Here is a 13,292-nt window from a genome sequence, read left to right as displayed (position 1 = left end):
ATTCGGCCGCCCCCTGCCGGCCGATCTCGCGCCCCGTCTCAAGGCGCTGCCGATCCGCCACAACGGCCCGCGCCCTATCGACGAGGCGATCTCCACCGCGGGCGGGCTGCGCTTCGACGCGCTCGATGCCGGCCTGATGCTGCTGAGCCGTCCCGGCACCTTCGCCGCCGGCGAAATGCTCGACTGGGAGGCGCCGACCGGCGGCTACCTTCTGACCGGATGCCTCGCCACGGGCCATTGGGCGGGTCGCGCCGCCGCCTGGCTGCGCCCGCCCGCCTGACCGTACCGGGTACCGGTTTCTTCTGGCCGAAAATATCCCAGGGGGTCCGGGGGACAGCGTCCCCCGGTGCAGCCTCTCACGGCAGCGCTGCGGCCCGCGCAAAGGCCTCGCGGCCCGTCAGACGCGCGACATATTCCGCCAGCACCGCATCCGGCTCGGGGAATCCGGCCTTTCCGGCCCATAAAAGGCAATGCGCCAGCAGGATGTCCGGCACCAGCATCTCCTCGCCCATCAGAAAGCTCCGGCCCTGCAACCCGGCTGAAAGCCGTTCGAGATTGCGGGCATATTCCCATTTCAACGGCTCCTTGACCTGCGGCACGCGGTGCTCTTCGGGCAGGATGAAACTGTGGCGCGCGGCGGTCCAGAGCACCGCATCCACATCGTCGAGGATCTGATGGGTCAGCGCGTCCTGTCTGGCGCGCGCGATCGTTCCGGCGGGATGGGTGAACTGGCCGTGCTTGTCCGCAAGATAGGTCATGATGGCGGTCGAATCGGTCAGCACCTCATCACCATCGCGCAGCGCCGGGATCTTGCCCGAGGGGTTGGCCTCCAGCGCCTCCTTGCTGCGCGGGGCGACCGCGACATGATCATAGGGCTGGCCCATCTCTTCCAGAAGCCACAAGACGCGAAACGCCCGGCTCGCGCGGGTGCCGATGACCTGATACATGCGATGTCCTTTCTCGGGATCGGGCTGGGTCCTGCACCTTGGCGCAGCCCCGGTCCCTTGGCAAGCGTGCGCCCTGTTAACCCGCAGTTTTTAACGATCCCGCACCGACGCGATACCGACGTTTTACCGACGCGATACCGCAGCGGGTATTTCCCTTGTTTTCCCGTGCCTTAACCCTGATTCGGCGTGGCGTTCACCGCGCCGCCATCATCGCGAGCCGGATCAGCGTGCGTTCCACCAGCGCCATCGCCGGCGCGTGCTGCCCCGCCGAGCGCAATTCCAGATCGGTGTCGGTCAGATACCCCAGCGCATCCTGAAGTTTCTGCGCCCCCCAGCCCTGCGCCTGCCGCACCATCCGGTCGCGTCTCGGCCCGAAAACCGGGGGCCTGACCCGCCCGATCCCCTGCGCCGGCCCCCCGGGATCCGAGGCCGCGGCATAAAGCGTCCGGAAATGCCGGGTCGCCGAAATGCACAAGGTGACCGGCTGCACCCCCTGCGCCCTGAGCCGCTTCATCATCGGCCCGATCTCGCCCGAGCGTGCCTCGGCCACGATGTTGAGAATGTCGTCGAGCTCGGCCTCGGTGGAGCTGGGCGCACAGGCGGCCACATCCTCTGACGACAGCGGATCAGGATCACCCAGCTTGAAAAGCCCAATTTTTTCCATGGTTTGCCTGAAATCACCGGGATCGAGATCATGCGCCAGCGCCGTCAGATCGCGCATCGCATCCCCGGCGATATTGGTCAGTCCGACACGCTTGAGCGTGGCTTCGATCTCGGCGCGCGATGGCGGATCATCATAGATCGCGGCGGCATAGGCGTTGGGATGCCCCTCGAAAAGCTTGCGCAATTTCGAGGCGGGCTTGAGCTGCCCCGCAGTCACCACGACCTGCGCATCCCCCTCGCGCCATTCGGCCAGCGCATCAATGATGATCTGCGCCACGGTTTCGCTGGCATCCTCCACGAAGGCGACGCGGGGCCCCGGGAAAAAGCCCTGCGCCTTGACCGCATCAAGCAGCATGGCAGGGTCCTTGCGCAGATCGGCTGCAGGAATACGGGTCAGGCGCATCTCCTGCTCGCCCTGCGGCCCGATCAATGCCGCGATCACCTCCTGCCGCCTGAGCGCCACGCGCATTCCGTCCGGCCCATGGATCAGCAGCCCCGTCCGCCCCGCCTCGGGCCGCGCGAAATAGCCCGGCGCATCCCGCCCCGACAGCTTCATGTCTCGAAGCTATCCGCCGCCGCGACAAGACGTGCAACCACTTGATCCGAAAGGATAACCACGATGCGCTCTTCGGCGGCGCGGCGGGCCGCCTCGGTCGCGACGGTGGTGTCGGAGGCCGCGAAACTGGTGAAATTATCGACCGTCCCCGAGGTCAGCACCTGATCCGTGGCCAGATCATTCAGCGCATAGGTCACCTTGCCCAGCATGTTGTATCGGGTGATCAGATTGAGGCGCGAAATCGCCACCGGCGTTTCGCTCACTTCAATCGCATAGACCAGCGCATAACGCGGCTGACCGGCCCGGCCCAAACGGTCTTCAAGCTCGCGCGTCATCAAATAGCCAGCGCGTCCTTTCGGCTCCGAGACCTCGACCGCATTGAGCAGCTTTCCTGCGGAACCGGACGGCCCGTAAGCCTGGGTGAACCCACAGCCCGACAGAACCGCCGCCGCGATGAGCGCTGGCGGTCCGACGAGAAATCTTCTTCGGTCAAACGACGACATTCACGATCCGACCGGGGACAACGATGACCTTCTTGGGCTGGGCCCCATCCAGCGCCTTGCGGACAGCATCCGTCGCCAGCGCTTGTTTTTCAACCTCTGACTTGTCCATATCCTTGGGCACGGTGATTTCGGCCCGGCGCTTGCCGTTGACCTGGATCGGCATGATGACGGTCTCATCCACCAGCATGGCCTCATCGGCCTGTGGCCAGGCCGCGTTGGCAACCAGCCCCTCACCCCCAAGCACCGACCAAAGCTCTTCGGACAGATGCGGCGTCATCGGGGACATGAGCTGCACCAGAGCGCGGGCCGCTTCGCGCCGCGCATCGCCGCCCGCCTGCGATTTGGAAAGCGCGTTGGTAAAGGCATAAAGCCGGGCGATCGCCGCATTGAAGCCAAAGGACTCGACACCGCTCGTCACGTCATGAATGGCCTTGTGCATCTCGCGCAGCAGCGCCTCGTCATCGGCATTGGGCGCGGCATCGCTGGCAGCGGCCTCAGTGACGATCCGGTGCACACGCGCCAGATGCCTGAACGCCGCCTCGGCGCCTGCGGCGGTCCATTCCACGTCCCTCTCGGGCGGGCTGTCGGACAGAACGAACCAGCGCGCGGTATCGGCCCCGAAGGCACGGATGATGGTGACGGGGTCAACCACGTTCTTCTTGGATTTCGACATCTTGGCCGAGGGAATGATCTCGACCGTTTCACCCGTGGCGATCAGCTTGCCGCCCTCCACATCTTCGGGAAGGTGATAGACGGGCCGTCCATTCGCATCACGGGTCTGGTAAATCTCATGGGTCACCATCCCTTGCGTGAACAGCGCATCGAACGGCTCGATCGCCTTGGCGGGCAAATGGCCTGTCAGCTGCATCGCGCGGGCGAAGAAGCGCGAATATAGCAGATGCAAAATCGCATGCTCGATCCCGCCGATATACTGGTCGACATTCATCCAGTACTCGGCCTCGGCCATATCGGTGGGCGTCGTGGCATGGGGCGCGGTGAACCGCGCGAAATACCACGAGCTGTCCACGAACGTGTCCATCGTGTCGGTCTCGCGCCGGGCCGGAGCGCCACAGGCGGGACAGGTGCAATCGCGCCATGTCGGGTGCCGGTCGAGCGGATTGCCGGGCTGATCGAACGTCACATCATCGGGCAGGCGGATCGGCAGATTTTCCTTGGCCTCAGGCACCACGCCGCAGGCCTCGCAATGGATCACCGGAATGGGGCAACCCCAATAGCGCTGGCGGCTCAGACCCCAATCGCGCAGCCGGTACTTGGTGACACCCTGACCCACGCCATTGGCTTTGCAAAATCCGATGGCAGCCTCCACAGCCGCCTCGCCCGACTGCAGCTCATCGCCAGCGAAACCTTTGACATATCTTACCTTTTCGGATTTCGGCGGGACATAGGCCGCACCGCCATCTTCGGGGCGCTTGAACCCATCCTCCGGCTTTTCCGGCTCGAAGGTCGAGGCGACGGGCAACTTGTATTTATTGGCGAAATCCAAATCGCGTTGATCATGTGCCGGGCAGCCGAAGATCGCGCCCGTGCCATAATCCATCAGGATGAAATTGGCGATGTAAACCGGCAATTCCCACGCGGTGTCGAACGGATGACGCACCCGAAGCCCGGTATCGAAGCCCTTTTTCTCGGCTTTCTCAAGCTCTTCTTCAGAGGTGCCCATGCGGCGGCACTCGGCGTTGAAGGCTGCCAGATCGGCGTTGTCCTTCTCAAGCTGGCGGGCCAGCGGATGATCCGGGGAAATCCCCACGAAGCTCGCCCCCATCAGGGTGTCGGGCCGCGTGGTATAGACCTCGATCCGGTCATGCCCATCGGGTGCATCGACCAGCGAAAAGCCGAATTGCAAACCGCGCGACCGGCCGATCCAGTTGGCCTGCATCAGCTTGACCTTGGCGGGCCAGTTGTCCAGCCCATCCAGAGCCTCAAGGAGGTCTTCGGCGAAATCCGAGATACGGAAGAACCACTGGGTCAGTTCGCGCCGCTCGACCAGAGCACCCGAACGCCAGCCGCGACCGTTTTCGACCTGCTCGTTGGCCAGCACCGTCATATCCACGGGATCCCAGTTGACCACCGCGTTCTTGCGATAGACCAGCCCTTTTTCCAGCATATCAAGAAAAAGCGCCTGCTGCTGACCGTAATATTCGGGATCGCAGGTGGCGAATTCCCTGCTCCAATCGATGCTCAGTCCAAGCGGCTTCATCTGTGAGCGCATGTCGGCAATGTTGGAATAGGTCCAGTCCTTGGGATGTCCGCCGATCGCCATGGCTGCGTTTTCCGCCGGCATCCCGAAAGCGTCCCAGCCCATCGGATGCAGCACGTTATGGCCGGTGGACAGCTTGTAGCGCGCAATCACATCGCCCATCGTGTAGTTGCGCACATGGCCCATATGGATGCGCCCGGACGGATAGGGGAACATCTCGAGCACATAGTATTTGGGCTTGTCGGCGCTGCGGGAGGCGCGGAAGATCTCCGCCTTGTCCCAGGCCTCTTGCCATTTCGCTTCGATCTCGGCGGCAGAATAGCGCGACATGTGCTGCAGTCCCTCGGTCATCCGGTGCGTTGTTCCGCGTGATAGGCCGCACGCGCCGCCGGGTCCAGTGGCAAGGCGCAAAATCGCACCCCTTTGCATGGAGTTTGGCAGGGCATATAACGTTGTAAAACGAGTATCGGGCAGTCCATCCCAATGAAAATCCTGTTCATCCATCAGAACTTTCCCGGCCAATACAAGCATCTGGCGCCCTTGCTGGCCTCGCGGCGGCATCAATGCGTGGCCCTTACGCTGCGGGTGAAGGAAGCGACCACTTGGAATGGCGTCAGGGTGCTGCCCTACACCCTACCAAAGCGCAAGGCGCAGGCCGTGCACCCGTGGTTGACGGATCTCGACACCAAGGTCACGCGGGCCGAAGCCTGCTATCGCGCGGCGCGGCAGCTGAGGGACAAGGGATTTACCCCCGATCTGATCCTCGCACATCCCGGCTGGGGCGAATCGATGTTCCTACGCGATGTGTGGCCCGATGCGCGCCTCGGGCTTTATTGCGAGCTCTATCATCTGTCCGATTACCCGCATGTGGATTTCGACCCCGAGTTCACTGCGGCCGATGCTGAGCTGGCGCATTTGCGCATCCGCATGAAAAACCTCAATAATCACATCCATTTCCCGATGGCCGACGCCGGGATCAGCCCGACACGGTTTCAGGCAGATACCTTTCCGCCCGAATTCCGCGACCGGATCACCGTGGTGCATGACGGGGTGGACACGGATGTGTCGCGTCCCGACCCCGATGTTCGCCTGAGCGTCGAGGGCGCGGGCGATCTGACGAAGCAGGATGAAATCGTCACCTTCGTGAACCGCAATCTCGAACCCTATCGCGGCTACCATGTCTTCATGCGCGCCTTGCCGCGTTTGCTCAAGGAACGGCCCAAACTGCGTGTCCTGATCGTGGGCGGAGACGAGGTCAGTTATGGGGCACGCCCCCCAAATGGCCAGACCTGGAAGCAGATCTTCATCGACGAGGTGAGGAAAGACATCCCCGATACGGATTGGGCGCGGGTCCATTTCCTGGGCCGCATACCGCATCAGCAGTTCACGACACTTCTGCAGATCAGCACGGTGCATGTCTATCTGACCTATCCGTTCGTCCTGAGCTGGAGCCTCTTGGAAGCCATGAGCTGCGAAGCGGCCATCGTGGCCAGCGACACGGCCCCCGTGCGCGAGATGCTGAGCCAGGGCGAAACCGCGCGGCTGGTGGACTTTTTCGATCGGGAGGGCCTCGTCACCGAGGTCGTTGCCCTGCTCGAAGACGACGACGCCCGCAAGCGGATGGGCCAGGCGGCGCGGGCGCATGTTGTCCACAATTATGATCTGCGCACGATTTCCCTGCCAAAACAGATTGACTGGATCTCAAGCGTCATGAGCGGTGCGAAGGTCTGAATGTGTCTTGCCGGAAAGTCAGAAATTCCCAGCTCAGAAATTCCCGGCATTGATGCGCAGCTGGCGGGCGCGCGCGAGGATGGCATCCTCGACCGCGCGTTGTGTGGCCGCGTTCACAGGACCGCCGCGCGTCTGCAGGGCCACATTCAGCGACCGGGCGTCAAGCGCAGGATCGCTGATGAGGATGGTTGCGCGATAGGACTGCCCCCCGCCGGGCGGCGTGCCGTAACCTGTTGAAATTATGCCAGTAAACGGATCCGCCGTTTGAACCGGAAGAAAATCCAGAACGTCGAGAGACGCCGTCCAGAGAAAGCGGTTGACGCTGACGCCCACGCCCTCATTCCGGAAAAAATCGAGAAAAGACCCGTCCTGGCGCCGCTGCGTCTGATAGTCACGACCGGTTTCGACATTCAGCGCCTCGTCGCGGAACCCCTCGTTCCTGATGGACTCACACGCCACCAGCGTTACGGCACAACCGAGTGACAGGCCTAGAGTGATGATGCGGGACTTGGTCATTACGCGATCCGACATTGTTTCTCTCTCCTACTATCCAAGGTCGGACAATGGGGCAAGGAGTTTACTGAAATCCGGCATTGGTCCGCGGCGGGGGATTGTGCTGCTGCATGGGGCTGTGGCAAAGATGCGGTCCGCGTAGGAACAGCCCGGAGGGTCCGCAGGTGAGTCTCGAAGACATCAGGAACCGCATCCACAAAGCCGAGCGGGCGGCGGGGCGCGTGGAGGGGAGCGTGACGTTGATCGCGGTCTCCAAGGTGCAGCCGAATGAGCGGGTGGAGGCGGTGCTGGAGATGGGGCATCGCTGTTTCGGAGAGAACCGCGTTCAGGAAGCTGCAGGAAAGTGGCCAGAATTTCGCGAGCGTTTTCAAGGTATTGACCTGCATCTGATCGGGCCGCTGCAAACCAACAAGGCCCGACAGGCGTTTGACCTGTTCCAGACGATCCATTCGGTCGATCGGCCCAAGCTGGCCAGCACGATTGCCCGGATCGCACAAGAAGAAGGGCATTGCCCGGACATCTTCCTGCAGGTCAATACCGGCGAAGAGGATCAGAAAGCCGGTGTCCTGCCAGCGGATGCAGATAAATTCATCAATGATTGCAAGGGGATGGACCTTCCCGTGCAAGGATTGATGTGCATTCCGCCGGTCGATGAGGAACCCAGCCTGCATTTCGCGCTTCTTGCGAAGATCGCCGAGCGGAACGGGTTGCAGGGGCTTTCGATGGGGATGAGCGGCGATTTCGAGGAGGCGATTGCGCTTGGCGCGACCCATGTGAGGGTCGGCAGCGCCATTTTCGGCGCGCGCGATTACGGCTGAGGGCGCACGATCAATCGCGACTCGTAGCGAATTTTCGACGCAATTTCAATAAGATGATCCCGCCGGAAGGCGATGCATCCGGCAGTCGGATACTGTGGCCTGCGCCATTGGTGCAAAAAGATGCATGATCCCCGGCCGCGTTCTGCATAAGGCCAGTTCCAATCGGTAATTAAAACCAGATCATAGAGCGGGTCGGCCCTGCGAAGAACCTCGTGCGAATGAGAAAAAGGCTTTTGAATCATGAGGTTGTAATCCTCATGACCGGGGTCGTCGCACCACAGGTCCGAAGGGCGGATCGGCACCGCCCAATCGGCGGGCCGGGCCATGCGATCGGGGCGATACAGCAGGCCCACGATGCGGTGCGCACCAACCGGGGTGGCGCCATCTCCCTCGCGTTTACAAGCACTTAGCCCACCCCAGCCAATCGAGCAGGGATAGCGCCGGCCCTGAAAGCGCAGGCCCATCGGGGTCAGGACAAGGTCATTCGGTGTCATGTCCGAGTGATGCCGCAAAATCCCGCCGCAGGGAAGCCCGGAGCGCCCGAAGTTCCGTACAATCCGTACGAAACCTACACGGCTTTGGGACCAAACGGCATTGCGATCCCCGGATTTGTGTCCATTCCGTACACAACTCGCGAAAATGCACCCGGATCGCGGCGGATTGCGCGCGCGCATTGTCATCCGGCGGCACGATCTGCACAACGGGCCGCATGTGGTTCGACGCTCTGCCCCTGCCCGCCCTGATCGCCGGTTTTCTGATTGTCGCCGGGGTGATCGCCGTGGTCGGCGTGCAGCTGACCGGCAAGGCCGATCAACTGGCCGACGAGACCGGCATCGGAGAGGCGATCACCGGGGCGGTTTTGCTGGGCATGGCCACGTCGCTGTCGGGCACGGTCGTGTCGGTCACCGCGGCACTGGACGGGGAAGCGTCGCTTGCGTTTTCCAATGCGGTGGGCGGGATCGCAGCGCAGACCGCGTTTCTGGCGCTGGCGGATATGGTCTATCGCAAGGCCAATCTGGAACATGCCTCGGCGGATCTGGCCAATCTCTATCAGGCGAGCCTGCTGACGCTGATGCTGGGTCTGCCGCTGGCGGCATTCACGATGCCGGAGGTGTCGATGCTGGGAATGCATCCGGTGTCGTTCGTCTTGCCGGTGATCTATGTCGCGGGCGTCCGGATCGCGGCGCGGGTGCGCGCGGCGCCGATGTGGCATCCGGTGCAGACGCTTTACACCCGCGCGGACCGGCCGGACGAAGCCCCGGAGCACGCGCGCGGCCCGATCCCGCTGTTGGTGCGCTTTGCGCTTCTGGCCTGTGTGTTGGGGCTGGCGGGGTGGATGATGTCCAAGATCGGGGTGCAATTGTCGGCCCGACTGGGGATTTCGGCGACTGTGGTGGGCGCGCTGATGACGGCGGTGGCCACGTCGCTGCCGGAGCTTATCACCACGCTGGCCGCGGTGCGGCGCGGTGCGGTGCAACTGGCGGTGGGCGGGATCATCGGCGGCAACACATTCGATGTGCTGTTCCTGACGGCGGCGGATGCGGGGTATCGCGAGGGGTCGATCTATCACGCGATCACGACAGCGGACCTCTTCTGGATCGCGGTGGGGCTGGTGATGACGAGCGTCCTGTTGATCGGGCTGATCGTGCGGGAACGCGACGGGCCGGGCCGGATCGGACTGGAAAGCACGGCGCTGTTGCTGATCTATGGCGGGGCGGTCACGGTGCAGGCGCTGGCGGGCTGAGAGGCGGCGCGCGTCAGGGTGCCGCGCGCCGGACGATGGGCACGCCGTCAAAGATCGCGTCCGATGGGTGGGTGATGACCTGCTGGCCTTCGATCAGCCCCGAGAGCACCTGCGCGCTCAGGTCGTTGCGGCGGCCGATCTCGATCACTTGCAGGCGGGCGGTGCCATCGGGGGCGGCAACGAATACCGCCCAGTCCTGCCCGCGCCGGAACATCGCGCCAAGCGGCACTTGCAGCACATCGTCCCGTTGCCATTCAATGATGCGAAGGAAGACCGAAAACCCGTCCCCCAAGGCGGAGCGTTCGGCGATCGGTGTGTCGATGGAAAAGATCGCATCGACGCGCTGTTCCTCGATGCCAAGCGCGGAGACCTTGGTATAGCCCGACGGCTCGATCTTGGTCAGGGTCGCGGCAAGGGTGCCGGGGCCGCCCCAACGCGCCACCTCGGCGCGCATCCCGGCGGACAGCCGCACGGCATCGGTGGAGAGAAGATCGGCGACGATCTCGAGATCGTCTGGACGGCCCACCGAGACAAGCCGCGCGCCGGCGGTGACGGGCCGTTCGCTGACCGTCTCGACACTGAGCACGCGGCCATCGATGGGCGCGGTCAGGCGCACGCAGCACGACGCGGCGGGGCTGTCATCCGCGCCCGGTTCGATCAGGGCGGCGCGGGCACGGTCAAGCGCACTGTTGGCGCGTTCGAGATTCGACAGCGCGGCCTCGGCCCCGGCTTGGGCTGAGGCGAGGCGTTGCTCGGCGGTTTCGAGCCGGGCGACGGAGGCCACGCCGCGATCCACCAGCGTCTTGGTGCGCTGGTAGTCGCTGCGGGCGAAGGTCACTTCTTCTTCGGCCTGATCGAGCTGACTGCGGGCGACGTAGAGTGCCGCCTCGGCCTCGCGGACGGAGGCTTCGGCCTGAATGCGGCTGCGGGCGTCCAGCAGGCTCGAGGCGGCAGGCTCAACGATCGCGACGACGGTTTGCCCGGCGATCACCGGGTCGCCTTCGCGGACCGGGGAGCGTTGGGCGATGCCCGAGATCGGCGCGGCCACCTCGTATATCTCGGTGATGCGGGTGAGGGCGTCGGCATCGACCGTGACCTGCATCGGCGCACGCGCGACCGGGTGCAGATCGACCGGCACGGGATCGGTGCGAAAGGCCACCCAGCCAAGACCAAGGGCGAGGGCTGTGCCAAGAGCGACGGTGAGACCGGTACGGGCCTTGAGGGCCATGGTGGATTACTCCCTTGTTTTCATGACGTCGACAAGATCGAGCCGGTCCAGCCTGCGGCGTACGATCAGCGAGGAGATCAGCGAGGCGGCCAGCACCACGAGGCTGGCGCGCGCAAAGCCCGACGGCTCGAGCACCAGCGGCACGGCATAGAGATCCGAGGTGGAGCCGCGCGCCAGCGCCTTGGCGATCAGCCCGCCAAGCGCCCAGCCAAGCGGTTGCGCCAGCACCGCCAGCAGCAGGGTTTCGCCCATCAGGACAAAGGACACCTCGGCGCGGGTGAAGCCGAGGATGCGCAGGCTGGCCAGTTCACGGGCGCGTTCCGACAGCTGGATGCGCGCGCCGTTATAGGCGACACCGAAGGTGATCAGAACGGCGATGGTGATGTAGACGCTGGTCATGATGGTGACGTTCTCGCGGATCGTGTCCTGAAACGAGCGGCGCATTTCGGTCAGCATGATGAGCCCGCCGAGTTCGGGGGTCTGTTTGAGCACGGCGTGAAGCTCGGGCAGGTGGGCGTCGTCGATCAGCAGGTTGGCGACGGTGATGCGAGGGGCCTGTCGCTTGAGGCGGTTGAGCGTGGCGAGGTCCATATAGGCGCCGAGGCCCAGATATTGCTGCACGAGGCCCGCGACATGCACGCGGTGGGTTTCGCCACGGTCTCCAAGGAATGTCACCTCGATCACATCGCCGGGGCGGGCGGCGAGATGCATGGCCAGACGCTCGGACAGAAGGATGCCACCGGGGGGCGCGTCGAGCTGCGTGCCCGATCCGTCGATGATGCGCGACAGGTCGGTGCCGGGGCGGCGGGCCTCGATGGGGACATCCTTTTCCAGATGACCGTGGCGCAGAACGGCGGCCTGGAACATCTGGCCCTCGGCGCGCAGGACACCGGGCAGGTTTGCCACCTCGGACAGCGCGGTTTCGGGGATGTCGGGGGTGAAGAGAAGGATGGCGTCCTGCCGGTTGGACTGGGTGAAGGCGCTGTCGATCAGCCGGTCGAGCGCGTCGGAAAAGAAGCTCGAGGCCACGAGGATCGCCACCGCCAGAGACAGGCCGAGCGTCGTCATGGCGGCGCGGAACGGCCAGCGCATCAGCGCGCGCAGGATCATCATCACCGGCTGGGAGAGGCGCAGACGCGACAAGAGCCGGTCAAGCGCGCTGCGCTTGAAGCGCGGAGGGGCGGGAGGGGCCATCGCAACGGCGGGCGGCATCCGTGCGGCATGCAGCGCGCTGCGCGCGGCCCCAAGCGCCGCGCTGAGCAGCGCAAGCACCGCCGAGATGGCATAGGCGTCATAGGCGACCCGGTAGATCAGGTAGGGGAAATCGAAGAATTGCGCATAAAGCCGGGCCAGTGCCTGCGAGAGCCACGTGCCCACGGCCCAGCCCAACCCCGTGCCCACCACCGCGATCAGCCCCGCCAGCATCAGGTAATGCACGCAGATTTCCACATCCGAATAGCCGATGGCCTTGAGCAATCCGATTTCAGAGCGTTCCAAGGCGATGATCCGCCCGATCACCATGCTGACCAGAAAGGCGGTGATGCCGAAGAAGATCGGCGGCAGGATCAGGGCGGTGGTGCGCAGCTGCTCGATCTCGGCGTCGACGAAACTGTGCGACACCTGGCTGTCACGCCCGTAAGCCCCCAGCCCGCCATAGGGTTCAAGCAGCCTGTCCAGCCGGTCGATGACATCCTCGAGGCTGGCATGGGGATCGAGCCGGAGTGTGACATTGTCGAAAGCGCCGTCCATGTCGAAGGCGGCATCGGCCATGCGCGCGGGCATCCACAGGATGCCGAAGGTTTCGTTGTCGGGCATCAGCGCGCCGGGGCCGATGGTGTAGATGAATTCGGGCGACAGCACCGTGCCGGTCACGGTCAGCTCGCGGCGCTGGCCGCCAAGATTGGCACTGAGCCGCGCGCCGGGGCGCAGATCGTTGGCGAGCGCAAAGGGATGATTGACCGCGATCTCGTCGGTGGCGGCGGGATCGGGCATCCGGCCTGAGCGCAGCAAGGGCAGATTGAGCAGCGGCGCGGAGGCCTCGGGCAGCGAGATCACACGCGCGGTCACCGTCTCGGGCCGGCCCGGCACATCGAGGATCACATGCTCGATCACCCGAGCCTCGGCCTGACGGACGCCGGGAATGGCGCGGATATCGGTGAGCACACCGTCGGGCACGCGCCGCGCATCGGCGAAGACATCGGCAAAGCGGTTGCGGTCGTAATAGGCGTCGCGCGTGTCTTCGAGCGCGCCATACATGCCAAAACTCGTCATCAGGATCGCCACGCCACAGGCCAGCACCAGAGCGATCGCCGCCGCCTGCGCCCAGAGGCGGCGAAAATCGCGCAAGAGCTTGCGATCAAGGGCTTTCATC

At 64.1% G+C, this 13,292-nt stretch carries 12 protein-coding genes; 4 read left to right on the top strand and 8 right to left on the bottom strand.

Features of this window, described 5'->3' with window-relative positions; translation table 11 throughout:
* Nucleotides 1-280 (top strand): NAD(P)/FAD-dependent oxidoreductase (locus RAZWK3B_RS15815; RefSeq protein ID WP_007816892.1); only part of this gene is annotated, 280 nt, incomplete at its 5' end.
* 76 nt (nucleotides 281-356) lie between these two features.
* Here RAZWK3B_RS15815 and RAZWK3B_RS15810 read toward each other — a convergent pair.
* The 4 genes from RAZWK3B_RS15810 to leuS all read right to left on the bottom strand — a co-directional run bounded on the left by RAZWK3B_RS15810 (nucleotide 357) and on the right by leuS (nucleotide 5,217).
* Nucleotides 357-947, bottom strand: a complete 591-nt coding sequence (locus RAZWK3B_RS15810) for a glutathione S-transferase family protein (protein ID WP_007816891.1) — start codon at nucleotides 945-947, stop codon at nucleotides 357-359.
* 193 nt (nucleotides 948-1,140) lie between these two features.
* Nucleotides 1,141-2,166, bottom strand: coding sequence for a DNA polymerase III subunit delta (gene holA / locus RAZWK3B_RS15805; protein ID WP_007816890.1), 1,026 nt, complete (start codon nucleotides 2,164-2,166; stop codon nucleotides 1,141-1,143).
* Nucleotides 2,163-2,669, bottom strand: coding sequence for an LPS assembly lipoprotein LptE (gene lptE, locus RAZWK3B_RS15800; protein ID WP_007816889.1), 507 nt, complete (start codon nucleotides 2,667-2,669; stop codon nucleotides 2,163-2,165). The genes holA and lptE overlap by 4 nt, the downstream gene beginning before the upstream one ends.
* Nucleotides 2,656-5,217: a leucine--tRNA ligase gene (gene leuS, locus RAZWK3B_RS15795; RefSeq protein ID WP_037296080.1), complete on the bottom strand. Its 2,562-nt coding sequence runs from the start codon at nucleotides 5,215-5,217 to the stop codon at nucleotides 2,656-2,658. Before leuS ends, lptE begins: the two co-directional genes overlap by 14 nt.
* A gap of 153 nt (nucleotides 5,218-5,370) precedes the next feature.
* Here leuS and RAZWK3B_RS15790 point away from each other — a divergent pair, with 153 nt between their 5' ends.
* Nucleotides 5,371-6,618 (top strand): glycosyltransferase, encoded by a 1,248-nt coding sequence (locus RAZWK3B_RS15790; RefSeq protein WP_007816887.1) that lies wholly within the window; start codon nucleotides 5,371-5,373, stop codon nucleotides 6,616-6,618.
* Between the two features lie 33 nt (nucleotides 6,619-6,651).
* Here RAZWK3B_RS15790 and RAZWK3B_RS15785 read toward each other — a convergent pair whose 3' ends face one another.
* Nucleotides 6,652-7,149, bottom strand: a complete 498-nt coding sequence (locus RAZWK3B_RS15785) for a DUF3576 domain-containing protein (RefSeq protein ID WP_007816886.1) — start codon at nucleotides 7,147-7,149, stop codon at nucleotides 6,652-6,654.
* A gap of 146 nt (nucleotides 7,150-7,295) precedes the next feature.
* Here RAZWK3B_RS15785 and RAZWK3B_RS15780 point away from each other — a divergent pair, with 146 nt between their 5' ends.
* Nucleotides 7,296-7,949: a YggS family pyridoxal phosphate-dependent enzyme gene (locus RAZWK3B_RS15780; RefSeq protein ID WP_007816884.1), complete on the top strand. Its 654-nt coding sequence runs from the start codon at nucleotides 7,296-7,298 to the stop codon at nucleotides 7,947-7,949.
* Here RAZWK3B_RS15780 and RAZWK3B_RS15775 read toward each other — a convergent pair.
* Nucleotides 7,940-8,443: a L,D-transpeptidase family protein gene (locus RAZWK3B_RS15775; RefSeq protein WP_007816882.1), complete on the bottom strand. Its 504-nt coding sequence runs from the start codon at nucleotides 8,441-8,443 to the stop codon at nucleotides 7,940-7,942. The genes RAZWK3B_RS15780 and RAZWK3B_RS15775 overlap by 10 nt on opposite strands.
* Before the next feature lie 215 nt (nucleotides 8,444-8,658).
* Between RAZWK3B_RS15775 and RAZWK3B_RS15770 the strand changes: the two genes are divergently transcribed.
* Nucleotides 8,659-9,693 carry a sodium:calcium antiporter gene (locus RAZWK3B_RS15770; protein WP_007816880.1) on the top strand — a complete coding sequence of 345 codons (1,035 nt, stop codon included), beginning with the start codon at nucleotides 8,659-8,661 and terminating at the stop codon, nucleotides 9,691-9,693.
* A gap of 13 nt (nucleotides 9,694-9,706) precedes the next feature.
* On the opposite strand, the gene RAZWK3B_RS15765 is transcribed toward RAZWK3B_RS15770, so the two are convergent.
* On the bottom strand, nucleotides 9,707-10,921 hold the full coding sequence (locus RAZWK3B_RS15765) for an efflux RND transporter periplasmic adaptor subunit (RefSeq protein ID WP_007816877.1): 1,215 nt from the start codon (nucleotides 10,919-10,921) through the stop codon (nucleotides 9,707-9,709).
* Nucleotides 10,922-10,927: 6 nt separating this feature from the next.
* A complete protein-coding gene (locus tag RAZWK3B_RS15760; RefSeq protein ID WP_007816875.1) occupies nucleotides 10,928-13,291 on the bottom strand; it encodes an ABC transporter permease in 2,364 nt (787 codons plus the stop codon).
* Nucleotide 13,292 lies beyond the last annotated feature (1 nt).

The sequence above is a fragment of the Roseobacter sp. AzwK-3b genome (assembly GCF_000170875.1).
GTDB lineage: Bacteria > Pseudomonadota > Alphaproteobacteria > Rhodobacterales > Rhodobacteraceae > Roseovarius > Roseovarius litoreus.
This window is presented reverse-complemented; position numbering and strand designations above follow the sequence as displayed.